The 25,458-nt window shown below is 75.2% G+C and carries 27 protein-coding genes and 2 tRNA genes; 15 read left to right on the forward strand and 14 right to left on the reverse strand.

The window, feature by feature from the left end:
* Positions 1-124 precede the first annotated feature (124 nt).
* A complete protein-coding gene (locus JUB12_RS06180; protein ID WP_205698750.1) occupies positions 125-1,375 on the reverse strand; it encodes an acyltransferase in 1,251 nt (416 codons plus the stop codon).
* Positions 1,376-1,491: 116 nt separating this feature from the next.
* On the opposite strand from JUB12_RS06180, the gene JUB12_RS06185 reads away from it, so the two are divergent.
* Positions 1,492-1,782, forward strand: coding sequence for a hypothetical protein (locus JUB12_RS06185; protein ID WP_205698751.1), 291 nt, complete (start codon positions 1,492-1,494; stop codon positions 1,780-1,782).
* 28 nt (positions 1,783-1,810) lie between these two features.
* On the opposite strand, the gene JUB12_RS06190 is transcribed toward JUB12_RS06185, so the two are convergent.
* The 3 genes from JUB12_RS06190 to JUB12_RS06200 form a co-directional block, all read right to left on the reverse strand.
* Positions 1,811-2,188 (reverse strand): hypothetical protein, encoded by a 378-nt coding sequence (locus JUB12_RS06190; RefSeq protein WP_205698752.1) that lies wholly within the window; start codon positions 2,186-2,188, stop codon positions 1,811-1,813.
* Positions 2,189-2,360: 172 nt separating this feature from the next.
* The gene (locus tag JUB12_RS06195) at positions 2,361-3,701 is read right to left on the reverse strand and encodes a hypothetical protein (protein ID WP_205698753.1); all 1,341 of its coding nucleotides are present in this window, start codon (positions 3,699-3,701) and stop codon (positions 2,361-2,363) included.
* Between the two features lie 78 nt (positions 3,702-3,779).
* Complete coding sequence (locus JUB12_RS06200; RefSeq protein ID WP_205698754.1) at positions 3,780-5,012, reverse strand: Ig-like domain-containing protein; 1,233 nt, start codon at positions 5,010-5,012, stop codon at positions 3,780-3,782.
* Positions 5,013-5,136: 124 nt separating this feature from the next.
* Here JUB12_RS06200 and JUB12_RS06205 point away from each other — a divergent pair, with 124 nt between their 5' ends.
* Positions 5,137-5,535, forward strand: coding sequence for a hypothetical protein (locus JUB12_RS06205; RefSeq protein ID WP_205698755.1), 399 nt, complete (start codon positions 5,137-5,139; stop codon positions 5,533-5,535).
* A gap of 18 nt (positions 5,536-5,553) precedes the next feature.
* On the opposite strand, the gene JUB12_RS06210 is transcribed toward JUB12_RS06205, so the two are convergent.
* On the reverse strand, positions 5,554-6,021 hold the full coding sequence (locus tag JUB12_RS06210) for a hypothetical protein (protein ID WP_205698756.1): 468 nt from the start codon (positions 6,019-6,021) through the stop codon (positions 5,554-5,556).
* A gap of 57 nt (positions 6,022-6,078) precedes the next feature.
* Positions 6,079-6,151 (reverse strand) — tRNA-Glu (locus JUB12_RS06215).
* 81 nt (positions 6,152-6,232) lie between these two features.
* Between JUB12_RS06215 and JUB12_RS06220 the strand changes: the two genes are divergently transcribed.
* Positions 6,233-6,317 (forward strand) — tRNA-Leu (locus JUB12_RS06220).
* On the opposite strand, the gene JUB12_RS06225 is transcribed toward JUB12_RS06220, so the two are convergent.
* Positions 6,309-7,799, reverse strand: a complete 1,491-nt coding sequence (locus JUB12_RS06225) for an SCP2 sterol-binding domain-containing protein (protein ID WP_205698757.1) — start codon at positions 7,797-7,799, stop codon at positions 6,309-6,311. The genes JUB12_RS06220 and JUB12_RS06225 overlap by 9 nt on opposite strands.
* Positions 7,796-7,948 carry a hypothetical protein gene (locus JUB12_RS06230; RefSeq protein ID WP_205698758.1) on the reverse strand — a complete coding sequence of 51 codons (153 nt, stop codon included), beginning with the start codon at positions 7,946-7,948 and terminating at the stop codon, positions 7,796-7,798. The genes JUB12_RS06225 and JUB12_RS06230 overlap by 4 nt, the downstream gene beginning before the upstream one ends.
* 74 nt (positions 7,949-8,022) lie before the next feature.
* On the opposite strand from JUB12_RS06230, the gene JUB12_RS06235 reads away from it, so the two are divergent.
* Complete coding sequence (locus JUB12_RS06235; protein ID WP_205698759.1) at positions 8,023-8,451, forward strand: ATP-binding protein; 429 nt, start codon at positions 8,023-8,025, stop codon at positions 8,449-8,451.
* On the opposite strand, the gene JUB12_RS06240 is transcribed toward JUB12_RS06235, so the two are convergent.
* Positions 8,448-8,681, reverse strand: a complete 234-nt coding sequence (locus JUB12_RS06240) for a hypothetical protein (protein WP_205698760.1) — start codon at positions 8,679-8,681, stop codon at positions 8,448-8,450. The genes JUB12_RS06235 and JUB12_RS06240 overlap by 4 nt on opposite strands.
* A gap of 115 nt (positions 8,682-8,796) precedes the next feature.
* A complete protein-coding gene (locus tag JUB12_RS06245) occupies positions 8,797-10,065 on the reverse strand; it encodes a hemolysin family protein (protein WP_205698761.1) in 1,269 nt (422 codons plus the stop codon).
* A gap of 65 nt (positions 10,066-10,130) precedes the next feature.
* On the opposite strand from JUB12_RS06245, the gene JUB12_RS06250 reads away from it, so the two are divergent.
* On the forward strand, positions 10,131-11,045 hold the full coding sequence (locus JUB12_RS06250; protein WP_205698762.1) for an MBL fold metallo-hydrolase: 915 nt from the start codon (positions 10,131-10,133) through the stop codon (positions 11,043-11,045).
* On the opposite strand, the gene JUB12_RS06255 is transcribed toward JUB12_RS06250, so the two are convergent.
* Positions 11,042-11,368, reverse strand: coding sequence for an antibiotic biosynthesis monooxygenase (locus tag JUB12_RS06255; protein ID WP_205698763.1), 327 nt, complete (start codon positions 11,366-11,368; stop codon positions 11,042-11,044). The genes JUB12_RS06250 and JUB12_RS06255 overlap by 4 nt on opposite strands.
* A 36-nt stretch (positions 11,369-11,404) precedes the next feature.
* On the opposite strand from JUB12_RS06255, the gene JUB12_RS06260 reads away from it, so the two are divergent.
* The 4 genes from JUB12_RS06260 (at position 11,405) to JUB12_RS06275 (ending at position 14,927) form a co-directional block, all read left to right on the forward strand.
* Positions 11,405-12,484, forward strand: coding sequence for a sensor histidine kinase (locus tag JUB12_RS06260; protein WP_205698764.1), 1,080 nt, complete (start codon positions 11,405-11,407; stop codon positions 12,482-12,484).
* Positions 12,481-13,149: a response regulator transcription factor gene (locus JUB12_RS06265; RefSeq protein WP_205698765.1), complete on the forward strand. Its 669-nt coding sequence runs from the start codon at positions 12,481-12,483 to the stop codon at positions 13,147-13,149. The genes JUB12_RS06260 and JUB12_RS06265 overlap by 4 nt, the downstream gene beginning before the upstream one ends.
* A 66-nt stretch (positions 13,150-13,215) precedes the next feature.
* A complete protein-coding gene (locus tag JUB12_RS06270) occupies positions 13,216-14,130 on the forward strand; it encodes an ABC transporter ATP-binding protein (RefSeq protein WP_241004440.1) in 915 nt (304 codons plus the stop codon).
* Positions 14,127-14,927, forward strand: coding sequence for an ABC transporter permease (locus tag JUB12_RS06275; RefSeq protein WP_205698767.1), 801 nt, complete (start codon positions 14,127-14,129; stop codon positions 14,925-14,927). The genes JUB12_RS06270 and JUB12_RS06275 overlap by 4 nt, the downstream gene beginning before the upstream one ends.
* On the opposite strand, the gene JUB12_RS06280 is transcribed toward JUB12_RS06275, so the two are convergent.
* Complete coding sequence (locus tag JUB12_RS06280; RefSeq protein ID WP_205698768.1) at positions 14,892-16,175, reverse strand: CdaR family transcriptional regulator; 1,284 nt, start codon at positions 16,173-16,175, stop codon at positions 14,892-14,894. The genes JUB12_RS06275 and JUB12_RS06280 overlap by 36 nt on opposite strands.
* A 119-nt stretch (positions 16,176-16,294) precedes the next feature.
* Here JUB12_RS06280 and JUB12_RS06285 point away from each other — a divergent pair, with 119 nt between their 5' ends.
* The 6 genes from JUB12_RS06285 to JUB12_RS06310 all read left to right on the forward strand — a co-directional run bounded on the left by JUB12_RS06285 (position 16,295) and on the right by JUB12_RS06310 (position 22,540).
* Positions 16,295-17,812, forward strand: a complete 1,518-nt coding sequence (locus tag JUB12_RS06285) for an NAD(P)/FAD-dependent oxidoreductase (RefSeq protein ID WP_205698769.1) — start codon at positions 16,295-16,297, stop codon at positions 17,810-17,812.
* The gene (locus tag JUB12_RS06290; protein WP_205698770.1) at positions 17,809-18,822 is read left to right on the forward strand and encodes an alpha/beta hydrolase; all 1,014 of its coding nucleotides are present in this window, start codon (positions 17,809-17,811) and stop codon (positions 18,820-18,822) included. The genes JUB12_RS06285 and JUB12_RS06290 overlap by 4 nt, the downstream gene beginning before the upstream one ends.
* 95 nt (positions 18,823-18,917) lie before the next feature.
* Positions 18,918-19,817, forward strand: a complete 900-nt coding sequence (locus JUB12_RS06295) for a homocysteine S-methyltransferase family protein (protein ID WP_205698771.1) — start codon at positions 18,918-18,920, stop codon at positions 19,815-19,817.
* Between the two features lie 33 nt (positions 19,818-19,850).
* The gene (locus tag JUB12_RS06300) at positions 19,851-20,639 is read left to right on the forward strand and encodes an MBL fold metallo-hydrolase (RefSeq protein WP_241004441.1); all 789 of its coding nucleotides are present in this window, start codon (positions 19,851-19,853) and stop codon (positions 20,637-20,639) included.
* Positions 20,636-21,208, forward strand: coding sequence for a TetR/AcrR family transcriptional regulator (locus JUB12_RS06305; RefSeq protein ID WP_205698773.1), 573 nt, complete (start codon positions 20,636-20,638; stop codon positions 21,206-21,208). Before JUB12_RS06300 ends, JUB12_RS06305 begins: the two co-directional genes overlap by 4 nt.
* A 1,185-nt stretch (positions 21,209-22,393) precedes the next feature.
* Positions 22,394-22,540, forward strand: a complete 147-nt coding sequence (locus JUB12_RS06310) for a hypothetical protein (protein WP_205698774.1) — start codon at positions 22,394-22,396, stop codon at positions 22,538-22,540.
* 19 nt (positions 22,541-22,559) lie between these two features.
* On the opposite strand, the gene JUB12_RS06315 is transcribed toward JUB12_RS06310, so the two are convergent.
* Both JUB12_RS06315 and JUB12_RS06320 read right to left on the reverse strand, forming a co-directional pair.
* Complete coding sequence (locus tag JUB12_RS06315) at positions 22,560-24,656, reverse strand: MMPL family transporter (protein ID WP_205698775.1); 2,097 nt, start codon at positions 24,654-24,656, stop codon at positions 22,560-22,562.
* A 12-nt stretch (positions 24,657-24,668) separates the two neighbouring features.
* Positions 24,669-25,421: a hypothetical protein gene (locus JUB12_RS06320; protein WP_205698776.1), complete on the reverse strand. Its 753-nt coding sequence runs from the start codon at positions 25,419-25,421 to the stop codon at positions 24,669-24,671.
* Positions 25,422-25,458: the final 37 nt, after the last annotated feature.

Raw genomic sequence — 25,458 nt, forward strand, 5'->3', positions numbered from 1 at the left:
GGACTCAGGGGAAGCCGGACCCACCACGCTCGCACGGCCAGTGATGTGCCAGTGCGCCTCCTCACGGCAGGTGGGCCGGCGGCCCGGGGAAGGTCGCCGGCCCCCGCCTGCGCGAGGCAGGGCGTCAGGCCAGCTGCTCGGCGACGGCGGGCCGCGCGGGCGTGCGGGGTGCCACGACCCGGCGGCGCAGGCGCCGCAGCGGGAGGCGGCGCTCCATCGCGGGACGCTCGACGAGCGCGAAGGTGAGCGCGGCGAGCGGGATGGTGAGCGCCAGCGTCGCGCCGGCGTGCAGCGCGAAGTCGGTCCACAGCGGACGCCACGTCGCGCCCTTGAGGCTGAGGACGTCCCACACGCCGGCGTGCAGCAGGTAGATCGAGAGGCTGCGCTCCCCGACCCAGTGCAGCGGCTTGCGGTCCATGACCCGCCAGGCCCGCAGCCCGGCCCACTGCCAGACCAGCGGCGCCGCGACGAGGGTGCCGGCCACGAGCGCGCCCCACACCGCGCGGCTCTCGGCCGCCTCGGGGTGGAAGCCGGGGATGTCGTGCTTGGAGAGGTGGTAGCCGCCGAGCCCGACGACCGCGAGCCCGAGGAGGCCCAGCGCCAGGACGCGCGCCCGGCCAGGGTGGGCCCGCAGCGCGGGCCGGGCCACCTGCTCGACGGCGGCGAGCGCGACGCCCGGCAGGAAGAACATGAGCAGTGCCGGCAGCGCACGCTGGAACGTGATCGTCTGCGGGCCGAGCAGCCGGGAGGCGAAGGACAGCGCGAACAGCGCGGCGCACAGCCCGAGGACGATGCGCACGCGGGCGCTCGTCGAGCTCCAGCGCCGGGCCGCAAGCTGCGCGAGGGCCCAGCCGGCCACGGGCACGAGCAGGTAGAAGGTGAACTCGAGGCCCAGCGTCCACCCCTGCGCCATCCAGATCTGGGTGCCGAGGCCGCTGTGGTACTGCTGCTGCAGCGCCATCGCCGAGAGGATCTGGTCGAACGAGTCGCCGTAGGTGCTGTTGACCAGCGCGAAGAGCGCGAAGATGGCCCAGAACGCCGGGAAGATCCGCAGCGCCCGAGCGGTCAGGTAGCGCCGCGTCGACGGCCGCCGCTCGCCCCGCACGAACGCCGCCACCCACGGCCGGGCGATGAGGAACCCGGAGAGGACGAAGAAGACGTAGAGGCTCAGGTCGAACAGGTTCATGACCGACCCGGGCGCGCCGTAGGTGCCGCCCAGCAGCCCCTGTCCCCCGCGCTGCACCGAGACGATGTGCGCGCTGTGGTAGACGAGGATCAGCAGGCACGCGATGCCCCTGATCGGGTCGCCCAGCACGAAGCGCTCGCGCTCCGGGCGCGCAGCAGCGCCATCCCCACCGAAGGTCCCCACCCCCATGACGTGCGACGGTATGACGCACCACTTGACGGTGTGTCCAAGGCACCGCCGACAGGTGGACCGGATGCGTCGAACGGCGGTCAGCCGCTGCGGGTCGGGTGCCGATTACCCGGTGGATGACCGTGACGGCCTACCGGCGCTTCTCGCGCTACGCCGTGCTGCAGCCGGCGCACCTGGCCGTCGGTCTCGCGGCGTGGTCCACCGACGTCCCAGCGGCCCCCGTCGTCCTGCTCTGGTTCGCGCTCGCCGTCGGGTCCATGTGGTCCGTCGGCCTGCTCCAGGCCGACCTCGAGGTCAACCCCGCGGTGGACGACCGCGCCCGCCGCTGCTGGCGCGTGGCCGCGGGGTGTGGCCTGCCGGTCCTGCCGGCCTACTGGCTGGTGCACGTCCGCCCGCGGCGACCCTAGGTGGGCCGCCCCCGGGCGTCGGGGTGGCTCAGTGCTGACCGCGGAGTGCGAGCACGTACGCGCCGCCCTGCTTCAGGCCCACGTTCGAGTCGATGCCGTCCCAGCCGTGCGTCACCGCGCGCCACGACGCGGTCAGGGACAGGTCACCGACCTTCACGACGTCCACCTCGGGGTTGCCCACGGGCACCGGGGTGCACAGCACCGGGACGAGCGTGTTCACGAGCGAGCAGCTGTTGGTCACCGCGCCGGCGACGCCGTCAGCGACGTCCGCGTCGACGACCTTCGCGCAGATGGTGTTCGCGCACGCGTAGGTCGCCGGCGGCACAGCCGCCTGCGCGGTGCCGGGAACCGCCACGGCCGCAGCCGCGAACGCCGCCGTGACCGTCGCTCGTGTGATCATCCTCATCCCCGCGTCCCCCTTGGTCGAGTCTGCTGCGACCGTCGCAGAATGCACCGCTTCCTAGGGGATCGTGCGACGAGCGGCGCACGCGCAGCGTCGTCGAGGCCCGGTGCGGCACCCCGGCGGCGTCGCGGAGCTTGCGCGAGAGGGCGATCGACGCGCGAGGGCCCGAGAGTCGCTAGCCGGCGCGGCGGGCGATGGCGGCGCCCGACGCGCGCGCCCGCGTGAAGAGCACGACCGGGGCGCCGGAGGCCCCCGGCTCGAAGGCCACGGCGGCGTCCTCGTCAGCGTCCTCGGCGACGAGCTCGCCTGCCCCGAACGTCGCGGCGCCCGGAGCGCGGAGCGCCACGAACAGCGGCGACGGGCCGCCCTCGAGCGGCACGCCGGTCGCGTAGGGGACGGCGAACGTGCCGTCGGCGCGCGCGGCGACCTGGCCGACGACGCCGTCGGACGCGAGCTCCTGCGGCGCGGTGAACCGCGCGGCGGCGTCCTGCACGGAGACCCGCGCGGCCGTGACCGTGTTGGCGTCGCCCGGGGTGCCGGTCCCGACGTAGCGGCCCGAGAGCGTGTAGCCGAGGACCGTCGTGCCGTCGGGCGCGGCGGCGAGCGACGGCGGGCTGGGCTCGGTCGCCAGGGCGCCCGGCGCGGCGCGGTCGAGGATCGTCTGGCCGGCGAAGGTCGCGCGGCCGGCGGGCGCGACGTTCGTGCGCACCTCCGTCGGCTCGTTCTGCTCCTCGCCTCCGTCGTGCGTGGCCCAGGCGACCGTCGCCCGCCCCGTCGGCGCGATGACCGCCGCCGCGCTCGCGATGCCGAGCTGGTTGCCGACGGTCTGCACGCCGCCGAGGCTCCCGCCGGTCGTGCCGAGCCGCGCCTCGACCGTCCGGGTGCGCCCGGCGCCGAACACGTAGGCCAGCACGAAGCGCCCGCGGTCGTTGACCGAGACGGCGACCGACCGCACGGAGCCGCTGCCGCGCACGACCCGCGGGGTCGTGAAGCGCGAGGCGCCGGCCCGGCGCGTCGAGAGCCAGAGGCGCGTCGAGCCGCCGCGCTCCTCGGCGAACGCGATGATCGCGTGGCCGTTGGGCGAGACGGCGAGCTCGGCCTCGCCGGGACGCAGCTGGACGGTGCGCAGCCCGCGGACCGTCCCCACGGCCCCGGTGTCCTGGCGCCCGAAGGAGAACCCGAGGGCGGTGCGCTGCCCGACCGCCCGGCGGCGCAGGACGACGGTGCGCGTCTGCGCGTAGGGCAGCGGCCCGTCCTCGACGCTCTGGACGTCGCGCGACGCCGTGACCACGGGCTGCTGCCCGGCGCGCAGACTCAGCAGGCGCGTGGAACCCGGCCCGAAGCCGAAGGTCGCGACGCCGGTCGAGCCGGTGCCGAAGGCGAGCGCGGGCTGGCGCACCGCGGCGTCGGAGACCACCTGCGGCGCGGTCCACGGCGGGGCGGCCGCTGCGGGGGCGGCCAGCACCCCGAGCCCGGCTGCGGCGGCGAGGGTCGGAAGGGCGTGTCGAAGCTCCATGCCTCCCGAACGCGTGCCCGGCGTGCGCGGCGACGCACGCCGGGCGACCTCTCACGAACTCCTCACTGGTCGCGGGGCTCAGCCCAGCAGGCCCGCGCTGTCGCTGCTGGGCAGGTGCGCCGCGTCGCCGGCGAAGCGCGCGGTGACGCCGCCGGACACCAGCGCCTGCAGCCACCCGACCGTCGCGGTGCACGTCGCCACACCGGCGCGGTTCGTCGTGGCGGTGCACCCGGGCGCGCCTGCGCGCGTGCGGAAGACGACCGATCCGCCCGCCACGGGGCCGAAGCGGTCGGTGACCTTGGCCGTGAAGCGCAGCAGGCCGAGGGCCGGCGGGACGAAGCGCAGGAGCACGGGGTCGACGTCCGTCGTGGTCGCGTGCACGGGCTGCACCGCGAGGTGGCGGCCGTCGGAGGCGTCCTCGGTGTTCGGGATGCGCGCGAGCGGCTGGTCAGGACCGGCCAGGGCGTTGAACCGGAACAGGCCCTGGGTGGGCTGGCCCCCGAGCGACCGGATCGCGCGCACGACGCCGCCGGAGGTCGGGGTCGTCTCCGGATCGCCGCTGACCCCGGCCACCACGCCGACGGGCGGGCCGGCCGGCGGCGCCATGCGCAGGACGTCGCCCGCCTGGCGGGTGAGCAACCATGCGGCCTCGGGCGCGAACGAGACGCCGCTCACGGTCGCGAGCCGAGGGACACCGCCGAAGACCGCGTCGACGGTCGGGGCGTAGCTCAACAGCGTGTCGACCGCACTCTGGGTCACGAAGGCCAGACCGCCGGCAGTGCCGACGTCGAACGCCTGGGCGATGACGCCACCCCAGGGGCCGGCCTTGACGACGGCCGGCGCGGCGCCCGCCGTGAGCATCGTCCACCGCCACAGGACGGGCCGCGTGCTCACCTGCCCCGTCTCGGGGTCGACGCCGATCTCGCCCCCGATGCCGAGGACCGCCTCGCCGTCGACCGCCCAGCGCAGGTCCTCGAGCGACGCGAAGCCCGTGTGCGGCGTCGCGCTCACCGGCACCTGCATGAGCGTCCGCGCACCGGTCACGACGTCGTGGAGCGCGACCTTCCACTGCCCCTGGGCGTCCTTGGCCAGCAGCACGAGCCGGCGGCCGTCGGGGCTGAAGCCGCCGGGACGCTGCGTCCCGGCTCCGAGCCCGCGCTTGTCGGTCCCGTCGGGCCGGACGAGCTTGACCCCGCTCGCCGTGTCGTAGGCGATGTAGCCGTCGGCGTCGCCCGGCGGCGCAGCGCTCGCCGGCGCGGCCAGCGCCAGCGCGGTGATGGCTGCGAGCCCGCAGCCGATGGTCCTGCGCATCCCGACGTCCCCCTTCGTCCGATGTCCCTGCCGGGCGAGCGTAGACGAGCTCCGACGCTCCGGACGACCGGCGATCAGCCGCCCGTCTCCTCGCGGCACCGTCATCGATACGGTCCGGCGCCGCATGAGCGACCCGATCTTCCGCATGGTCTGCGTCCCCGGCGCCCTCCTCGGGACGCCCGAGGGCTGGGCCGCCGACCTGCTGACCGAGGGCGAGCTCGTCCTCGCCGCCGGCCCGGGCGGCCTCGAGGACGTCGACCGCGTCCTGCACGCGCTGGACTTCTGGACCGCGAAGGTCGTGCGCACCGAGGCCGACACGGCGACGCAGGAGCAGACCGTCATGGCCTACACGAGCCGCTACGCCCTCGTCTGGGTCGCGCCGAGCTTCAGCGACAAGGCCCGCGAGTGGGCGACCCGCCGCGGCCCGATGACCCTCCTCGTCGAGACCGACACGACGCTGCCCGACGCCGAGCGCTCGCGCATCGAGCGCTTCGTCGCGCTGCTCGGGCGCCAGGCCGAGTAGCGCGCGGATCGCCGTGGCTCAGCGGCGCTGACCCTGGACGAGGTCCTCGGCCGTGAGCCGCGTCACCCGTGGGTCGGGTGCCAGCCGTGCCGTCCACGCGACCTTCCCGTTCTTGCCGACGTGCTCCAGGGCGACCTCGACGGGCATCTCCAGCGCCTCCTGCGGCGCGTAGTCGAAGGAGAGCCGGATGGCGAGCAGGACGTCGCAGGGCTCGGTGACGGCGCCGATGATCGTGCGGGGCCGCTCGGGCGTCGCGCGCAGCGTCTTCACCTGCACGCGGCGCCCCCGCTGGTCGACGAGGTCGTAGCCCGGCGTGAACGCGTCGGCCAGGTCCACGCCGTAGTAGCGGGCGGCGATCTGCTCGCCGAGGTCACCGACGAGCACCCGGCTGCGCACGACGCCCAGCTCGATGAGCTCTCCGATCGCCGCGTGGCGCTCGCGCTCGGCCGCGCGCAGGCGCGCCATCGCCCGGTCGACTGCATCCACGCCGCGAGACCTACCCAGAAACGCGAAGACCCCGGTAGAGGCCCGGGGTCATCGCAGTACCGCCACGGGGATTCGAACCCCGGTTTCCGCCGTGAGAGGGCGGCGTCCTAGTCCCCTAGACGATGGCGGCAGGACGGCGGTCAGCGTAGCAAAGGGGCGCCGCCGTCTGAGGGGTCGTGGAGCGCGCGCAGGCGCTACAGTGCTGCGTCCCGCGGATGTGGCGGAATTGGTAGACGCGCAGGCTTCAGGTGCCTGTGGGCTTCACGCCCGTGGAGGTTCGAGTCCTCTCATCCGCATCCGGCACGACGGCCCGCCCCCGGCGGGCCGTCGGCGTTCCGGGGCCGCGAGGCCCATGACGCGCGGCGGCGTGGGACGCGGGCGACGCGCAGGTGCTTGAGCACCGCGAGCGCGCGCAGCGTCTCCCCTGCCGGCCGGGACGAGCGCAGGTCGCCGCGGCGCAGGGCCGCCGCCGGGTCGAGCCGGCCGTCGAGCAGGCGCTCGAGCAGCTCGGCGGTGCAGCGCACGACGAGGTCGGCCCCTGCCGCCGCGGCCTCGGGACCCAACCGGGCCTCGCCGTCGCGGAGGTCCAGGACGAGCGCGCAGGCGGGCGTCCGGCAGACGAAGGCGACGCGCAGGCCGAGCCGGCCGAGTCGCGCGCGCAGCGCCGCGTCCTCGTCGAGCGCCTCGCGCACGCGCGCGTGCAGCTCGGCGCGCACCGCGTCGGCGTCGGCGAAGCGCGGGCGGTCGCGCTCGGCCTCGAGTGCCCGCTGCACGTCCGCCCACGACCCGACCGGCGGGATGGCCCGCAGGCGCTCGAGCCGGACGTCGAGGAACGGGTCCCCGCGCTCAGGGCCGGCGAGACCCGCCGCATAGGCGCGACCCGCGTCGGGACCCCAGGCGCACCCCGCGGCGTCGGTCGCCCAGTCGCTGGGCAGCAGCCGCACCAGCCACGAGGGCCCGTGGTCGCCGAGCCCGGCGGCGGTCCGCGGGTTGACCGCGGCGACCATCCCGCTGACGGGCGACCAGATCGCCAGCGGGCCACCGGCGACCGGGCGCAGGGTCCCGAGGCGGTCGCCCGCGCTGACCACCGACCCCGCCGGCACGAGCTCGATCGCCGCCTCAGCGCCGGCCTCCTCGACGAGCTGCGGCGTGAGCCCGGTCAGGACGCAGCCCAGGGCCGTCTCGAGCCACAGGTGCGCGTCGGGCACGATGCCGCGCGCCGGACCCACGAACGTGTCGGGCTCGATCGGCGGGTGCCCGGCCGCGACCGGCACCGCGCCCGCGACCCCGCGGCCCAGCCCGCCGGCGGCGGCGCCCGCGCCCCACAGGTCGGGCAGCGGCTCGCCGTGCTTGGCCGCCTCGGCGCTCAGCCGGGCCGCCGGGACGAGCGCCACGCGGTGGCGCGCCGCCGCTCGCTCGAGGCGCTCGAGCAGCTCGACGTCGGGCCGGTCGGGCACCGCGAGCGCCACGACGCACGCGTGCTCCGCACGGAACCCGGTGCGATGGACCTCCAGGTCGCCCCAGGCGGCGATGGCCCCCACGACCTGGTCGCCGGTGAAGCGCAGCCGCCGGTCCGACGGGTCGCTGAGCGCGTAGAGCCCGCACGAGCAGTCGGCCACCGGCGGCCGGTGCGACGCCGCCCGCACGCAGCGCGCGGTCGTCACGCCCGGCTCCCAGATCGCGTCGCGGAACGTCCACGCGCGCAGCACCCCGTCGTCGTCCAGGTGCCACGCGCGGAAGCCCACGACCGGGGCGTGGAAGCACGGCGCGTCGGTCACGCTGGGGCGGGCTCGGGCTCGCGCTCGGGCAGCGGCTCGCCCGCCGGCGCGGGCTCGTCGTGCGCCGGCTCGCGAACCGGCTCAGGCAGGCGCAGGGGCTCCACCCGGATGCGCCGCGACGGGCCCGGCAGGTCCAGCAGCTGCGGCACGGGGACGAGCCTACGACCGCGCCCGGACGGCGTCCGTGTGCGGTCGGTCCACCCCCGTTTCAACCGCTCGCCAGGTGGAACCCCAGACCTCGACGATCCTGCTGATGACGATGCTCGAGGTCGACATCCACCGTGACGCGACGGCGCCTGCCATGGCGCGCCGGGCCGTCGAGCGCCTGGGCGCCCAGCTCGAGCCCGAGGTCGTCCCCGACGTGAAGCTCCTCGTCTCGGAGATCGTCACGAACTCGGTGAAGTACGGCGGCGTGGGCGACGTGCGCCTCGTCATGGCCTCCGACCACCCGCGCCACGTGCGCGTCGAGGTCGTCGACCAGGGCGTCGGCTTCACCCCCGTCGCGCGCGACCGGCCCAAGACCGACGTCGGAGGCTGGGGCCTGCACCTCGTCGAGGCGCTCTCCCAGCGCTGGGGCGTGCACGAGGGCTCGACCCACGTCTGGTTCGAGATCGACCGTCGCGCCGCGCGCGACGGCCACGAGACCGGCTAGCCGTCGAGCCGGCCGCCGAGCTGCGCGCGCAGCGAGGCGATCTCGGTGACCGCGAGCCCGACGAGCGTCGAGCGGACGTCGGCGATCTCCTGACGGAGGTCGGCCATGTACATCGGGTCGTGGTCCAGGCCGCACAGCCCGGCGAGCGCCCGCTCGCTCTCGAGCACCTGGAGGTGCTCGCGAGCAGCCTGGGCGGTGTCGATGCCCTCGGTGACGCTGCTGCCGATCATGTGGAGGATCGTCGTCCCCGGCGCGGGCCCGGCACATGCGGCAGGCAGGCGAGCGCGGCGTACGGCCACCCGCACCGCCCTGGCGGGGCCGCCACCGACGGCGGTCCGGGCCGCCTCAGCGGTCGGCGCCCGCGGGGACGACGCGGACCGCCGCGATGCGCACGCCGTCGAGCTCCTCGACCGCCAGGCGCGTCCCCCCGAGGCGGACCTCGTCGCCCAGCTCGGGCCGCCGCCCCAGCGCCTCGAAGACCACGCCACCGGTGGTGCGCGCGCTCGTCGGCGGGAGCTCGACGCCGGCCCGCGCCAGCTCGCGGACGGGCAGCGAGCCGGGCACCCGCAGCACGCCGCCGTCGAGCTCCTCGACCGGCGACGCGGCGACGTCGTACTCGTCCTCGATCTCGCCGACGAGCTGCTCGATGAGGTCCTCGAGGGTGACGATGCCCGCGACGCCGCCGTACTCGTCGACGACGACGGCCAGCTGCAGCCGCCGCGCGCGCAGCTCGTCGAGCAGCTCGCGCAGCGGCTTGCCCTCGGGGACGACGTGCGCCGGGCTCGCGGCGTCGCCGATCGTGCGCGCCGGCGACGTCCGCGCCGCCGCCACCAGCTCGCGCACGTGGACCACGCCGACGAGCCGGTCCAGCGACCCGCGGCCCACCGGGTAGCGGCTGTGGGGCTCCGCGACCATCCGCTCCAGCCCCTCCTCCACCGTCGCGTCCGCGTCGAGCCACGCGACCTCGGAGGCGGGGACGATCGCGTCGCGCACGTCGCGCTCGCCGAAGTCCAGGACGTTGTGCAGCAACGTCTCCTGCTCCTCGGGGATGACGCCCGAGCCCTCGGCCTCGTCGACGAGCTGGCGCAGCTCGTCGGCGCTGCGGATCGTCTCGCCCGCGACGACCTCGCGGATCCCGAACGGCCGCAGCAGCAGCTGCGCGGCCCCCTGCAGGACCCACACCGCCGGGCGGAAGAGGACCGACAGCGCCTCGATGGGCCGGGCCACGAGCATCGCGAGCGTCTCCGCGCGGTCGAGCGTCAGCGCCTTGGGCACGAGCTCGCCGAGCACGACGGACAGGAACGTCACCACGCCGAAGGAGAGGACGAACGCGGCCCAGTGGGGCAGCGCGTCGCCGATGACCTCGCGCACGAGCGGTTCGCCCAGCGCACCGGTGAGGATCCCCAGCGCCGTGATCCCGACCTGCACCGTCGAGATCACGCGCACGGGGTCGTCCATGAGCCGCAGCGCGGCCTGCGCCCGCGCGCTCCCTGCTTCCGCACGGCCCGTGAGACCCGCGCGACGCGCCGTGACCACCGCGTACTCGCCGACGACGAAGAAGGCGTTGGCGCCGACGAGCGCGAGCACGGCCAGCAGCCGCAGGAGGTCGTCCATCGCCCCGGAGGCTAGGGCGTCGCCGCTCGCCCCCACGGCACCCGCGGACTAGGCTGGCGCTCCTCATGGACCTCGACGTGCGTGAGCCCGCCCCGGGCGTCCGGCGCTTCACCGTCCCGCTGGCGCTGCCCTCGCCGGACCACCTGCACGTCCACGTGCTCGACACGCCCGAGGGCGACCTCGTCGTCGACTGCGGCGCCGTCGGCTCCGAGGACGCGCTGAGCGCGGGCCTCGAGGCGGTCGGCGCGGCGCCCAGCCGGGTCCTGCTCACCCACGGCCACGTGGACCACTGGGGGCTGGCGACCACGCTGCAGGACACCGTGCTCGCCCATCCGCGCGTGGGCCCGAGCATCCGCCTCGGCTCGGCCGACCTCGGCGAGCGCCGGCAGGAGATGCCGGCGTGGCTCGACGTGGACCGCATGCTCGCCGCCTTCGAGGGCATGCGGGGCCTCATCGCCGGCATCCCGGAGGTCGCGCCGCTGGCCGACGGCGACCGCCTCGGCGACTGGGAGGTCCTGCACACCCCCGGCCACGACCCCGGGCACGTCTGCCTCTTCCGCGAGGCCGACGGCGTGCTGCTGTGCGGCGACCTGCTGCTGCGCGACTTCACGCCCAACGTCCAGCCCGACTGGAGCGGGGCCGACGCGCTGGCCGACTTCCTCGCCTCGCTCGATCGCATCGCCGCGCTCGACGTCCGGCTCGTCCTGCCGTCCCACGGCCCGCTCTACGAGGACGCCACCGCACGGGTGCGCCAGCTGCACGACCACCACGCGCGCCGGCTGGCGGCGCTCATGGCCAGCGTCGAGGGCGGGCCGAGGACGCTGCGCGAGCTGCGCGCGGCGGCCTTCGGCCAGAACCTGGACGCCTCCGCCGACCGCATGCTCGCGGCGATGGAGACCTTCGCCCACATCGACCACCTGCGCCGGCGCGGCGACGTCCGGATGGACCTCGCCTCCGGCACCTGGTCGCTGGCCGCCTAGGCGCCGCTGGGCGCGGGCGCCTCCTCGCGCTCGAGGACGTCGAACGACCAGATCTCGCTGGCGGTGCCGACCGGGCCGCCCTCGCGGTGCTGCGCGTGGCCGGCCTGGAAGTCGGCGCTGCGCAGCCACGCCTGGAAGTCCTCCTCGCTGCGCCAGCGCGTGACGACCAGGCAGACCTCGCGGTCGTCGTTGGGACGCAGGAGCTCGAAGGCCTCGAAGCCCGGTGCGCTGGAGACCCTGCCGGCGCGGGTGGCGAAGCGGTGCTCGAAGTCGGCGAAGCGCTCACGCGGGACCGTGATCGCGTTGATCTTGACGACGCTCATCGCGGCGGATCGTACGTCGCGTGCGAGGATCCACCTGTGCGAGGGGCGTGGGACCACCCGGCGCTGCGCGCGGCCGTGCCCGTCCTCCTCGGGCTGTTCTACCTGGTGACGGTGCAGGACGCCGGCCGTGGCCCGCTGCTCACGGCGGTGGGCAGCATCCTCGCCCTGGTGCAGGCCGGGGCGGTCGCGGCGCGCCACCGCCACCTGGCGGTGGCGGTTGCCGTCGGCCTGCCCGCCGCGTTGGGCCTCCAGCTCATCGCTCCCGAGGTCCTCGTGCCCTTCGGCGCGCTGTTCCTGCTGTGGGCGGTCACCGTCGCCCACGGGCCTGCGACGTCGGTGCCCATGCTCCTGGTCGTGCTCGGCCTGCTCGGCTCGGTGGCCGCGGAGCACCGCTCCGAGGACGTGCTGTTCCTCGGGGCCCTGACCATCGCGCTCTGGGCGCTGGCCGAGGCCTGGCGCGGCCGCGCCCGGGCCCTGGAGGAAGCCGGTCGTCGCGCGCTGGCCGACGAGCAGGCGCGCATCGCGCGCGAGCTGCACGACGTGCTGGCCCACAGCGTCTCGGTCATCGTCGTGCAGGCCGCCGCGGCCGACGACGTCTTCGACGACCGCCCGGACCAGGCGCGCGCCGCGCTGCGCGCGATCGAGGCCGCGGGACGCGACGCGCTTGGCGAGCTGCGCCGGCTGCTCTCGGCGGTGCGGCCCGGCGCGGAGGAGGAGGCGACCGCGCCGGCACCGCGGCTGGCCGAGCTCGACGCGCTGGCTGCACCGCTGCGCCACGCCGGGCTCGAGGTGGCCGTCCGCCGCGACGGCGAGGCGCGGCCGCTGCCGGCGGGCGTCGAGCTGTCGGCCTACCGCATCGTGCAGGAGGCGTTGACCAACACGCTGCGCCACGCCGGAGCCACCCGCGCCGACGTCAGACTGCACTACGCGCCCGAGGCGCTCGAGCTCGAGGTCGTCGACGACGGCCGGGGCGCGGCGGCGGCCACCAGGACCGGGCGTGGGATCTCGGGCATGCGCGAGCGCGCCGCCCTCGTGACCGGGACGCTCGAGGCGGGTCCACATCCGGACGGCGGCTTCCGCGTCCACGCCCGCCTGCCGGTGGAGGCGGCGCGATGACGGTGCGCGTCGTGCTCGCCGACGACCAGGCGCTCGTGCGCGGCGGCTTCCGGATGATCCTCGACGCGCGCGAGGACCTCGAGGTGGTCGGCGAGGCGGCGACCGGCGCCGAGGCCCTCGGGATCGTGGAGGAGCTCGACCCGGACGTCGTGCTGATGGACGTGCGGATGCCCGAGCTCGACGGGATCGAGGCGACCCGCCGGCTCGTCGCGAGCGGCGCCCGGGCGCGCGTCGTCGTCCTCACGACCTACGACGCCGACGACCACGTCCTCGCGGCGCTGCGGGCGGGCGCGAGCGGGTTCCTGCTCAAGGACGTGCGGCCGGCCGAGCTCGTCGACGCGGTTCGCGTGGTCGCGCGCGGCGACGCCCTCGTGGACCCCTCGGTGACGCGGCGCCTGCTGGACCGCTTCGCCGACCGCCTGCCCGACCCGGCCGCCGCCCCACCGCCGGCCCTCGACGAGCTGACCGACCGCGAGGTCGAGGTCCTGCGGCTGGTCGCCCAGGCCCTGACCAACGCCGAGATCGCCGAGCGGCTCGTGCTCACCGAGGCGACGGTGAAGACCCACGTCTCGGCGGTGCTGCGCAAGCTCGGGCTCCGCGATCGCGTCCAGGCGGTGGTGGTGGCCTACGAGGTCGGCCTCGTGCGCCCCGGCGTCTCCCCCTAGAGACGGACCCCAAGACCGTCCCGCAGACCGATGTGCGATCGGCGACGCCGCCGTACCGTCGGCGCCGTGATCGAGGTCCGCGAGCTCGTCAAGCGCTTCGGCGACACGCCCGCGGTCGACCGCCTGTCGTTCACGGTCGTCCCCGGTGCCGTGACGGGCTTCCTCGGCCCCAACGGCGCCGGCAAGTCGACGACCATGCGGATGGTGCTGGGCCTCGACGCGCCGACCTCCGGCGTCGCCCTCGTCGACGGCCGGCCCTACCGCGAGCTGCCCGCACCGCAGCGGGCGGTCGGCGCGCTGCTCGACGCCCGCGCGGTCAACCCGCGGCGCCGCGCGCGCGACCACCTGCGCTGGCTGTGCGACGCCGGGGACCTCCCGCGCTCGCGCGCCGATGAGACGCTCGAGCTCGTCGGGCTCACCGCGGCCGCGGGCCGCCGCGCCGGTGACTTCTCGCTGGGCATGCTCCAGCGCCTCGGCGTCGCGGCCGCCCTGCTCGGCGACCCACGGACCCTCGTCCTCGACGAGCCGATCAACGGCCTCGACGCCGAGGGCATCCGCTTCGTGCGCGGCCTGCTGCGGCGGCTGGCCGACGACGGGCGCGCCGTCCTGGTGTCGAGCCACGTCCTGCGCGAGATGGAGCAGACCGCCGACCGCGTGCTCGTCATCGGCCGCGGCCGGCTCATCGCCGACGCGACGGTCGAGGAGGTCACCCGCCGCGCGGCGGGGACCTTCGTCCGCGTCGTCTCGCCCGACGCCGCGCGGCTGCGCGCCGCGGTCCAGCGTGCCGGCGGCAGTGCCGCAGCCGTGGACGGCACGCTCGAGGTCACCGGGCTCGACGCACCGGCGATCGGCGACCTCGCCGCGGAGCTGGGCCTGCGCCTGCACGAGCTCGCGCCGCAGCGCGCCAGCCTCGAGGAGGCGTTCCTCGAGCTCACCGACGACAGCGTGGAGCACCGCGCCCACGCGGAGGCCGCCGCATGACCGGCGCCCCCGTCCCGTTCGTGGCGACCGTGCGCGCCGAGTGGACCAAGGCCGCGACGCTGCGCTCGACAGCGGTCGTCGCGACCGTCGCGGTCCTCGGGTCGATCGCGCTGACGGTCCTGCTCTCCGTGGTCGTCGGCGCCACCCACGACGACTGGTCGGCGGCCGATCGCGCCGACTACGACCCGCTGCTGTACAGCCTCACGGGCGGGCTGGTCAGCGGCGTCGCGCTCACCGTGTTCGGCGTGAGCGTGATGGCCGGGGAGTTCGCCACCGGCAACATCCGCGCGACGCTCGTGGCCACGCCCGACCGCCGGCGTGTGCTGGTCGCCAAGGGCCTCGTCGTCGCGGCCTTCACCGGCGCGGTGGGCACGGTCGCCGCGGTCGCGATGGTCGTCGTCGGCCAGCTCGTGCTCGGCGCCTACGACCTCGAGACCGCCGACCTCCTCACCGCCGGCGCGCTGCGCGCCACCCTGCTCAGCGGCCTGCTGACCTTCGTCTTCCCGGTGCTCGGCGTCGCGGCCGCGGCGGTCACCCGCTCGACGGCCGGTGGCGTCGGCGTCCTGCTCGCGCTGCTGTTCGGACCGCTCGTCCTCGGCAGCGTCGGCGCGATCCCCTCGTCGCTGGAGGACGTCCTGGACCTCCTCCCGGCTCCCGCAGGCGACGCGATCGCCATCGGCCACCTCGACGAGGGGGGCGACCACCTCGCCGCCGGGCTCGCCGTCCCGGTGCTCGCGGGCTGGCTCGTCCTGGCCTTCGCCCTAGCGGCGGTCGTCCTCGAGCGGCGCGACGTCTGAGGCGCCCGAAGCCAGCCAGTGGTCGAGCTCCAGCGCCAGCGCGACGGGCAGCAGGCGGTCGACGACCGGGCGCGGCAGCAGCGCCTGGGCGCGAGCGACCCGGTTGAGGACCGTGTTGCGGTGGGTGAACAGCCGCGTCGCGGCGCGGGTGGCGCTGCCCTGCTCCTGCAGGTGGACGCGCAGCGTCTCGCGCAGCTCCGGCTTGGCGCCGAGCAGCGGCCCGAGGGTCCGCTCCACGAAGCGCTGCGCGCGCTCGGCGTGCGCGCCGGCGAGGACCGCGACCTCCACCTCCTCGTAGGTCGTCACGCGCGCGCAGCCGGGGCGGCGGCGCGCCAGGCGCTGGACGTCGAGCGCCTCCTCGTGGCTGCGACGGAAGCCCGCGATGCCGGTCGCCGGGGAGCCGACGGCGACGTGGACGTCGCGCAGGCCGGCCTGCGTCAGCGCTGTGCGCAGCGCCTCGCCGTCGGGGTCCCCCGACGCGGGCGCCCACGCCCACATCGCCGTCGTCCCGAGAGGCACGGTGAGTGGCCGGACCGCGCCCAGCGCGCGGGTGACGACCTCGGCGGTGCGCTCGAGGACGCCGTGGCCGGCCTCGGCCTCGGTCGTCCACAGCACGACGGCCACGTGGTCGCGCCGCAGCTCGTAGCCGAGCCGGGCGCTCGCCCGCTGCTCGGTGATCGGCGCGCCCTCGAGGACGAGCTGGACGGTCTCGACCCGCTGGGCCAGGCCGCCGCCGAGGAGCTGGTCGCGCTCCCGGCCGACCTGCGCGTCGACGTTCACCAGGACGTCGTCGATGAAGTCGAAGAGCGAGCGGGCCGTCGCCTCGAGGGCCTCGGCCAGGACCGCTGACCACGGCGGCCGTGCCGCGGCCTGCGCCGTCAGCTCGCGCATCCACGCCCGCCACAGGGCGTTCTGCCCCAGCCGGTAGCCCGTCCACAGCACCTCGCGGTCCAGCCCTCGGCGCACCACGTCGCGGGCGATCTCCAGCGCCTCGGGCGTCACGTCGGGCCCGACCGTCCCGCCCGGGCGCTGGGCCATCGCCGTCAGCCACCGGGTGATGTTGGCGTGGTCGGTGGCGCGCACCTCGGCGGTCAGCTCGTCGTCGGCGGCGATCACCGGCAGGGCGCCGAGCACCGCGGCGTCGACCTCCGTGAACACCCGGGCCGGCTCGGCGACCAGCGCCTGCGCCGCGGCGCGGACGAGGTCGGCGGCGGCGGGCGACAGCGGTTCGACGGCGGTGACGGCCATGCCCGACGACGCTAGGCGCCCAGCACAACCGCATCCCGTCTTCGGGGCACAACGCCCAAGCGCGGCGTTGGCCTGCGGGGCTAGCGTCGGCCCACGTCATCTACGGGAGGAGCGGACGGGTGAGCACCCAGACGGAAGGGCGCGTGACGACCACGCGCGTGGCGATCATCGGCGCGGGCCTGAGCGGCATCGCTGCCGCGGTGAACCTGAAGGACGCCGGCATCGACGACTTCGTGCTGCTCGAGCGCGCCGGCGACGTCGGCGGCGTCTGGCGCGACAACACGTACCCCGGGGCGGCGTGCGACACCCCGTCCCACCTGTACTCCTTCTCGTTCGCGACGAACCCCGGGTGGCGGCGCTCGTACGGGCGCCAGGCGCAGATCCACCAGTACACCCGGGAGGTCGTCGACCGCCACGGGCTGCGCGCCCACCTGCGCCTCGACCACGAGGTGCTCGACGCCTCGTGGGACGACGACGCCCAGCAGTGGGTCGTCACGACGCCCGGTGAGACGGTCCGCGCCCGGGTCCTGCTCGACTGCGCCGGCCCGCTCGTCGAGCCTTCGCTCCCCGCGATCGAGGGCCTCGAGAGCTTCGACGGGCCGATGTTCCACTCGGCCCGCTGGGACCACGACGTCGCGCTCGCCGGCAAGCGCGTCGCCGTGATCGGCACGGGCGCCTCGGCCGTCCAGTTCGTCCCCGAGCTGCAGCCCAACGTCGAGCGGCTGCTCGTCTTCCAGCGCACGGCCCCCTGGGTCTCGCCGAAGGTCGACCGCCACATCGGCCCCGTCGAGCGCCGGGTCCTCTCCGCCGTCCCGGCGATCGCCAAGGCGCTGCGCGCCAACCAGTTCGCCTACCGCGAGGCCGCGCACTACCCCGTGATGCGCCGCAAGCGCGCCGTGGCCAAGACCGTCGAGGCGCTCACTCGGGCGATCATGTGCATTCAGGTCCGCGACCCCGAGCTGCGCCGCCGGCTGCAGCCCGACTTCGAGGTCGGCTGCAAGCGGATCCTGATGTCCAACACCTGGTACTCGACGCTGGCCAAGCCCAACGTCGACGTCGTCACGGAGCGCATCGAGCGCATCACCCCCACGGGCCTGCGCACCGCCGACGGCGTCGACCACCACGTCGACGCGATCGTGCTGGGCACCGGCTTCCACATCTTCGACGCGGAGATCGCCCACCGCGTGCACGGCCGCGACGGGCGGTCGCTGGCCGAGGCGTGGGGCGACCAGCCGCGGGTCTTCCGCGGCACGACGGTCGCCGGCTTCCCCAACATGTTCCGCTTCGCCAGCGTCGGCAGCGGCCTGGGCCACGGCTCGATGGTCTGGCAGATGGAGGCCCAGGCGGCCTACGTCGTCGACGCCCTGCGCACGCTCGACGAGCGCGGGATGGCCAGCGCGGAGGTCCGCGCCGACGCGGTCGACGCGTACTTCGACGACGTGCTGGAGGGCCTGCGGACCTCGGTGTGGATGGGCGGCGGCTGTCGCTCCTGGTACCAGGACGCCTCCGGCGCGCCGACGGTCCTGTGGCCGAAGTCGATGACGGAGTACCGGCGCATGACGCGCCGCTTCGACGCCGAGAGCTACGAGCTGCGACCGGCCGCCGTCGGCGCGCAGCGCGAGGCGGTGACGGCGTGAGCTCGTCGTCCTGGAGCGGGCGCAAGCGCGTCGACGGCCAGCGCCTCGGGCCGCTGCTCGCCGCGCTCAGCGGCCCGACGACCCCGGTCCTGCACGCCGCGTCCAAGCACCCGCTGGCGCCGGTGCGCGCGCTGCTGGACCGGACGTTCGCGCTGGTGGGCGGGCCGCGTGGCCACGGCGTCGACGAGACCGACCTCGAGGTCTCCGGCGGGGGCGGGGCGCGCATCCCGGCGCGGCTCTACACCCCGGTGGGCATCGGCGCGAGCGCCCCGCTGCTCGTCTTCACCCACGGCGGCGGGTTCGTCGTCGGCTCGATCGACTCCCACGGGCGCGGCTGCCGGCTGACCGCCCGCGAGGCGCGCTGCAAGGTGCTGTCCGTCGGCTACCGCAAGGCGCCCGAGAACCCCTTCCCCGGACCGCTGGACGACGCGGTCGCGGCCTTCCGCTGGGCGGTGATGAACGCCCACGCGCTCGGGGTCGACCGGCAGCGCATCGCCGTCGGCGGCGACAGCGCCGGCGGCAACCTCGCCGCGGGCGTCTGCGTCGCGACGGCCGGCGACGACGTGCGCCCCGCAGCGGCGTGGCTCGTCTACCCCTTCGTCGACGCCGACATCCGGAGCTTCGCGTCGGGCCGGACGTTCGCCGAGGGCCCGTTGCTCAGCACCGCCTGCGCGGAGACGATGCTCGGCCAGTACGCCCCGGACCCGAGCGCCTACGCCGACCCGCGGCTGTCGGTCCTGCGCACCCAGGACCTCGACGGCTTCCCGCCGACCTACGTGGCCACGGCGGGCATGGACCCTCTGCGCGACCAGGGCGAGGCCTTCGCCGCCAAGCTGCGCGACGCGGGCGTCGACGTGGAGGTCCAGCGCTTCGGCGACCTCCCCCACGGCTTCGCGCTCCTGCTCGTCGACCGCCACGCCCGCGGCGCGACGGTGACGGCCGCCCGCGCGCTGCGCACGCTGCTCGAACCCCGCGTGGTCACTGCCCGCGAGGAGGCGACGACGGCCTAGGGCGCACCCGGGTCCAGCGGACCGGCGGGTCCCCGCCCCCGCAGTCGGGGGACCGCCCCATCGCCGGGCGTGGCGGTGCAGGCCACCGTGGGTCCATGCCGACCTCCGCCCTGGCGATGACCGACGGCGGGCTCGAGACGAGCCTGCTCTTCCACGACGGGATCGACCTCCCGTGCTTCGCGGCGTTCCCGCTGCTGGAGGACGAGGCGGGACGCGCCGCCCTGCGCCGCTGGTTCGCGCCGTTCCTCCAGACCGCCCGCGAGCGCGGCGTCGGCATGGTCCTCGACACGCCGACCTGGCGGGCCAACCCGGACTGGGGCCGCGAGCTCGGCTACGACCGGGACCGCCTCGCCGCCGTCAACCGCGACGCCGTGCACTTCGCCCGCGAGCTGGCCGACGGCCTGCCGGGCGTCGTCGTCAACGGCGTCCTGGGCCCGCGCGGCGACGGCTACGTGGTCGGCGAGGTGATGAGCGCCGACGCGGCGGCGGAGTACCACGGCTGGCAGGTCGGCGTGCTCGCCCGCGCCGGGGCCGACCGCATCACCGCACTCACGCTCACCTACCCGGCCGAGGCGATCGGCGTCGTGCGCGCCGCGGTGCGCCACGGCATCGAGGTCGTCCCGTCGTTCACCGTCGAGACCGACGGCCGGCTCCCCGACGGCACCTCCGTCGCCGAGGCCATCGCGCAGGTCGACGAGGCCACCGACGGCGCCGCCGCGTGCTTCTTCCTCAACTGCGCCCACCCGACCCACATCGCGGCGGGCCTCGACGGGGAGCCCGAGCTCGCCCGCCTCGCCGGCGTGCGGGTCAACGCCTCGACGATGAGCCACGCCGAGCTCGACGAGGCGCAGGAGCTCGACGAGGGCGATCCCGAGACGCTCGGCCACGAGACCGCGGCGCTGGCCGACCTCCTCCCCGCCCTGGCCACCGTCGGCGGCTGCTGCGGCACCGACCACCGCCACGTGAGCCGGATCGTCGCCGCCTGCAGTTCTTGACGGCACCGTATGGAACCAGGTAGGACTCCGCACGTGACCGACGTGCGGATGACCTACGTGGGCGGCCCGACCGCGCTGATCGAGGTCGGCGGGTGGCGCCTGCTGACCGACCCGACCTTCGACCCGGCCGGCGGGCGCTACTTCTTCGGCGCCGGGACCTACTCGCGCAAGCTCCAGAGCCCGGCCCTCGGGTTCGAGCAGCTCGCGCCCGTCGACGCCGTCCTGCTCAGCCACGACCACCACGAGGACAACCTCGACGCCAAGGGCCGGGAGCTGCTGCCCCGGATGGGCACGGTCGTCACGACCGCGCCGGGCGCCACGCGCCTGGGCGGCGAGGCGCGCGGCCTGAAGCCGTGGGAGACGACGGTCCTCGAGGCGCCGGGCAAGGTCCCCATCGAGGTGACCGCGACGCCGTGCCGCCACGGGCCGCCCGGCTCCAAGCCGCTGGTCGGCGACGTCATCGGCTTCGCCCTGCGCTGGGAGGGCCAGGAGCACGGCGCCTTCTGGATCAGCGGCGACACCGTCCTCTACGACGGCGTGCGCGAGGTCGCCCAGCGCTTCGACGTCGGCACCGCCGTCGTCCACCTCGGGGGCGTGCGGTTCTGGTGGATCTCGGGACCGCTGCGCTACACGATGACCGCGCAGGACGCCGTCGAGCTCTGCGGCCTGCTCAACCCGCGCACGATCCTCCCGATCCACGCCGAGGGCTGGCGCCACTTCGTCCAGCGCCGTCCCACGGCCGAGGCGGTCCTCGCCGGCTCCCCGCTGGCCGACCGCGTGCGCTGGCTGCCGTCCGGCGAGCCCACGACCCTGGAGGTGTGAGCCCCGGCGGCCGCCCCGCGACGACGCCCCCCGACGCCTGGGCGCAGGCGGCCCTCGACGAGGTCGAGGCTGCCGGCGTCAAGGCGCTGAGCGTCGAGGCCGTCGCCCGCCGCCTCGGCGTCAGCAAGGGCGGCGCCTACCACCACTTCCGCGACCGCCGCGACCTGCTGCGCGCGGCGCTGGCGTTGTGGGAGCGCCGCCAGGTCACCGAGCTCAACGCGCAGTTCGCGGCGGTGGCCGACCCGCGCGAGCGCCTCCATGTCGCGCTGGTCGAGGCGTTCGTGGCCCTCGAACCGACCGTCATCGTGCAGTTCATGGCGGCCTCCGACGACCCGGACGTCGCCGCCGCGCTCGAGCGCTCGACCGCCGCACGCCTCGCCCTGCTGCGCCGGACCTTCCGCCAGCTCGGTGCGACGCGCGCGCAGGCCGAGCACCGGGCGATCCTCGCCTACGGCCACTACCTCGGCTTCGCGCAGCTGCGCCGCCACGCGCCGGACCTCCTCGCCACACCGGCGCGGCTGCGCGCGCACCTCGCCCAGCTCGAGCGCAGCCTGCTCGAGGGCCTTTAGTGGGGGCGGACGGCTGCGAACCGTGCCGCGCCAGGCCGGCCCGCCCGTCAGCCCGCCCGCATCTCGGCAAGCGAGCTGCGCTGGAAGCGGGGGGCTCGTCGCTCGGTCACGCTGCAGAGACGCTGCGTGCTGCAGGTCGTGCCGCGAGGGACCGACAGCGTGTACCAGCTCGACCTGCCGACGGCGAAGGAGGACATGGCTCGAGGCGCTCGGGCGGTGCTCACACGGCCAGAGCTCGGGGCGTAGCGCCACCAGCGAACAGCATCCCCGGCGCGTCGGGCGAAGACGAGACTGCTCCCGTCCCAAGCCGGTCCCAAGAGGGAGTGCGAAGAGTCCTCGAGGGTCACAAGCGTCCTCGTCCGGTGACGTCGAAGGTCGTGGATGCGCAAGCTGAACCGCACCGCCCGCGGTCTGGGGTTCCACCTCCACACGTAGGCGAGCCTCGGGCCGCGAAGCGCCAGGCCCGTTGGACCGGCTTGCCCGACCCCTGCCGGACCACCCGGTACGCGTCCGAGGGGTCTTGTCTCGGTCGGCCGGTGCATGAGCACCGCCGGTGCGGTGCCCACCCCGAACCGCGCGAACGCCACGGCTCCGCCGTAGATCGCGGGCAGACGGTCCTCAGCGAGTTCCGGCGTCTGCGTGACGAGTGCCGGAACGGGTTGCTCGCGGCCAGCGCGGACGGTGAAGATGGAACAGCCCGGCTGGTCCCGTACGACCTGCACGGGGCAGCGCGAGAAGGCGACCGAGGGGTCTGCCACGGACGTGGGGTCGGCGCTGACGTCGAACGGACGCGAGCTGAAGCCGAGAGCCTCGATCCGGGCTGCCCCACCCCCGGACCGCGCGAGGAACCCGAAGAACGGCTCGCCGTTAGGACCCGCGCTTGGGTTGAAGCCCGTCACGAGTACCGCGCGCGCGGCACCCGGCATCACGGCCAGCGGACTGGCGAGCGGGACGCGGGCGACGGTCTGCGCTGAAGCCGAACCGCTCAGGACGACGAGCGCCATCAGCGAGGTCGCGATCGAGACTCCTTTGACGACGGGCATGCTCAGGAAACGCTCGGCAACGAGTCAAGTCGCTCAGAGACGCCCGGGATAGTTGCGCCACACGTCCGTCCACGCCTGCCTAGGCGAGAGGTTGAGATTCACTAGGCCAGTGTCGTAGGTGGGGTGAGTGATGAGCAGGTAGTTGGTCACCATCTCAGCGATCCTCGCCTACGGCCACTACCTCGGCTTCGCGCAGCTGCGCCGCCACGCGCCCGAGCTGCTCGCAACGCCCGCGCGGTTGCGCGCGCACCTCGCCCAGCTCGAGGCGAGCCTCCTCGCCGGCCTGTAGCCGCGTGCGGCAGCGTCGCTCACACCGCGTGGCGCACCCGCGGCAGGCGCCGGTCCAGCCACCCCGGCATCCACCAGTTCCAGCGACCGGCGACGCGCATGAAGGCCGGCACCATCGCAGCTCGGATGACGGTCGCGTCGATGAGCACCGCCGCTGCAAGTCCGAAGCCCATCTGCTTCATCTCCGGCGCCCGGGCCAGCATGAACGACCCGAACACCACCACCATGATGAGTGCCGCGCTCGTCACGACCACGCCCGTGCGCTCGAGCCCGAGCGCGACGGCCTCGGTGGTGTCCCGGGTGCGTGCGTGCTCCTCGCGCATGCGGCTGACCATGAACACCTCGTAGTCCATGGACAGGCCGAAGACGATCATGAAGAGCGTCAGCGGCATCCAGGACTGCAGGTAGCCCGGTGAGGTGAAGTCCAGGACCTCCTCCCCCAGGCCCTCCTGGAAGACCAGCACCACCAGCCCGAACGCGGCGGCGAGGCTCAGCAGGTTGAGGACGATCGCCTTGAGCGCCAGGAGCGGGCTGCGGAAGACGGTGAGCAGCACCAGGAAGCAGAGCGCGAGCGCCAGGCCGATGACCAGCGGCGTCCCGGCGTGCATCTCGGACGTGAAGTCCAGGCTCTCGGCGCTGTAGCCGCCGACGAGCGTCCGCGTCGCCGCGCCGTCCCGGGCCAGGTCTTCGCGCAGCCGCTCGACCGTGGCGGTGGCCTGCGCGGAGTCGACGGCCGCGGCCGGCGTCGCCAGCACCAGGTGGACGCCGCCCGAGAGCGTCAGCTCCTCGGTGGCGCGCAGGCCGGGATGCCCGTCCAGCACGCGCCGGGCGGCGTCGGCCGCGGTGCGGTCGGGCGAGACCAGCAACACCGAGGAGGCCGCCACCTCCGGGAAGTGTCGCTCGAGCACCAGTGCACCGGCCCCCGAGGCGTCCGCGTGGAGGGCCCGCACGTTGAGGTCGTTGCCCTCCTCCAGCGAGGCCGCCGGCGCCGCGCAGGCCAGCAGGACGGCCAGCCCCACGGACATCACCACGAGCGGCCGGCGCATCACCAGCCGCGCCCACGCCGCCCAGCGGCCGCCTGCCGCCGGCCTGCGCCGGGCACGCACCCGGCCGCGGTCGATCCGGCTGCCGAGCACCAACAGCAGCGCGGGGAGCACCGTCAGGGCGGCAGCGGACACCGCGATGAGCACCGCCACCGCGCCGATCGCCGTCTCCGCGAAGAACGGCAGGCCGGTGATCGAGAGCGGCAGCAGGCACACGACGACCGCTGCTGCCGAGAACGCGACGGTCCGCCCGGCGGTGGCCATCGTCCGAGCCAGCGCCTCGGCGTCGGAGGTCCCGTCGCGCCCTCGCTCTTCCTGGTAGCGGCGCACGACGAGCATCGCGTAGTCGATGCCGACACCGAGGCCGATCATCGCCGCGACGCTCTCCACGAAGACGTTGAACGGCGACCACAGCGACAGGGCACCCAGCACTCCGAGGGTCACGACCAGGCCGAAGACCGCAACGACGATCGGCAGCGCGGCCGCCACGACCGAGCCCATGACGAGCAGCAGCACGACGAAGGCCAGGGGAAGCCCGACGGCATCGGCCTTGACGATGTCGACCTCCTCCTGGTGCAGCAGGTCGGCGAACAGCGGCGAGACACCGGTGACGTCGAGCTCGACGGCACCCGTGTCGAGGGCGTCGATGCGGCGCTGGAGCGATCGGGCGTCGTCCTGGCGTTCGCCGCTCGTGCCCGACAGCCCCAGCGGCGCGTACGCGGCCCGCCCGTCGCGCGAGAGGCGTGCCGGCCCGACGGCGACGACGGTGCCGGCGGACTCCAGCCGCGGGCGGGCGGCGTCGATGGCCCGCCGCAACGCCGTGCCGTCGCCGCCCGTGGCGACGACGGCCGCGAACTCCGCCGGACCGCCGGCCTCCTGGACGACCTCGAGCGCGGCGGCCGACTCGGTCCCGGCTGCCTCGTAGCCGATGCCCTCCAGCGAGCCGCGGAACTGCGGCACGAACGCGGCCGCGACGACGAGGACGACGCCGGCGACCAGGAGCACCGCCCGCGGGCGGCGGGCGATGAACGCCCCGAGCGCGCGGGAGCCGCGCGCCTCCTCGTCGGCCGCCATCGACCGTCCCGGTCAGGCCAGCGTCGGCTGCGCCGCGGCGGGGACGTCCGCCACCGGCTGCGGCTGCTCCTGCTCCTCGAGGCGCTGCGCCTTGAGCGAGCGCAGCAGGAGCCACGACTGCACGCCGATCCAGAGCCCGAACAGCGTCAGCGGCGACCAGAACACGAACAGGCCGTTCCAGGCGAAGGCGCCCGTTCGCGGCAGGAACGCGATGGCTCCCGCCTCGAACATCAGCGCCGTCCAGATCGTCAGGTAGCCGAACCAGCGCGGGAACGGCGAGTGGCGCACCGTAGTGGGCGTGAGGCAGATGACCGCGATGGCCACCCACATGAAGATGTAGTACTGGTCGGTCGTCACGAGCGTCAGGAGCCCGAGCTCGTGCATGAGCGCCGTGACCTCGGGCGAGCGGTCGGGGCTGAAGGCGGCGACGCCGAAGAACAGCGGCGGCAGCACCAGGAAGATCGACATCATCGCTCCCCCGCAGATGGTGAGCAGCGACCAGATCGGTCGCCCGCGCTCCTGACGGCGCATCTGCAGCGCGATGACCGCGGCCAGCGGGAGCATGAACGCGCCGGTCCAGGCGGCGATCACCGCGCCGACGCGGACCTGCGTGTGGCGGTCGTCGTACCAGGCGTCGATCGCCTGCGCGTCCATCACCGCGTCGGGCGGCGGGATCATGTCGAGCAGGAGGCCCAGGGCGATCCCGTAGATGGCGGTGAACGCCAGCGCCCACCACACGACGACGATCTGACTGCGTTCGGACATGGGTTCCTCCTCGTGACCTCGACAGCCGCTGGCGCGG

The organism is Conexibacter sp. SYSU D00693 (genome assembly GCF_017084525.1).
Lineage (GTDB): Bacteria > Actinomycetota > Thermoleophilia > Solirubrobacterales > Solirubrobacteraceae > Baekduia.

What these genes read in the sequence shown, in the direction of transcription:
- JUB12_RS06180 (WP_205698750.1), bottom strand. Translation starts at nt 1,375, where the DNA reads ATGGGGGTGGGGACCTTCGGTGGGGATGGCGCTGCTGCGCGCCCGGAG.
- JUB12_RS06185 (WP_205698751.1), top strand. Translation starts at nt 1,492, where the DNA reads ATGACCGTGACGGCCTACCGGCGCTTCTCGCGCTACGCCGTGCTGCAG.
- JUB12_RS06190 (WP_205698752.1), bottom strand. Translation starts at nt 2,188, where the DNA reads ATGAGGATGATCACACGAGCGACGGTCACGGCGGCGTTCGCGGCTGCG.
- JUB12_RS06195 (WP_205698753.1), bottom strand. Translation starts at nt 3,701, where the DNA reads ATGGAGCTTCGACACGCCCTTCCGACCCTCGCCGCCGCAGCCGGGCTC.
- JUB12_RS06200 (WP_205698754.1), bottom strand. Translation starts at nt 5,012, where the DNA reads ATGCGCAGGACCATCGGCTGCGGGCTCGCAGCCATCACCGCGCTGGCG.
- JUB12_RS06205 (WP_205698755.1), top strand. Translation starts at nt 5,137, where the DNA reads ATGAGCGACCCGATCTTCCGCATGGTCTGCGTCCCCGGCGCCCTCCTC.
- JUB12_RS06240 (WP_205698760.1), bottom strand. Translation starts at nt 8,681, where the DNA reads ATGATCGGCAGCAGCGTCACCGAGGGCATCGACACCGCCCAGGCTGCT.
- JUB12_RS06245 (WP_205698761.1), bottom strand. Translation starts at nt 10,065, where the DNA reads ATGGACGACCTCCTGCGGCTGCTGGCCGTGCTCGCGCTCGTCGGCGCC.
- JUB12_RS06250 (WP_205698762.1), top strand. Translation starts at nt 10,131, where the DNA reads ATGGACCTCGACGTGCGTGAGCCCGCCCCGGGCGTCCGGCGCTTCACC.
- JUB12_RS06255 (WP_205698763.1), bottom strand. Translation starts at nt 11,368, where the DNA reads ATGAGCGTCGTCAAGATCAACGCGATCACGGTCCCGCGTGAGCGCTTC.
- JUB12_RS06265 (WP_205698765.1), top strand. Translation starts at nt 12,481, where the DNA reads ATGACGGTGCGCGTCGTGCTCGCCGACGACCAGGCGCTCGTGCGCGGC.
- JUB12_RS06275 (WP_205698767.1), top strand. Translation starts at nt 14,127, where the DNA reads ATGACCGGCGCCCCCGTCCCGTTCGTGGCGACCGTGCGCGCCGAGTGG.
- JUB12_RS06280 (WP_205698768.1), bottom strand. Translation starts at nt 16,175, where the DNA reads ATGGCCGTCACCGCCGTCGAACCGCTGTCGCCCGCCGCCGCCGACCTC.
- JUB12_RS06295 (WP_205698771.1), top strand. Translation starts at nt 18,918, where the DNA reads ATGCCGACCTCCGCCCTGGCGATGACCGACGGCGGGCTCGAGACGAGC.
- JUB12_RS06315 (WP_205698775.1), bottom strand. Translation starts at nt 24,656, where the DNA reads ATGGCGGCCGACGAGGAGGCGCGCGGCTCCCGCGCGCTCGGGGCGTTC.
- JUB12_RS06320 (WP_205698776.1), bottom strand. Translation starts at nt 25,421, where the DNA reads ATGTCCGAACGCAGTCAGATCGTCGTCGTGTGGTGGGCGCTGGCGTTC.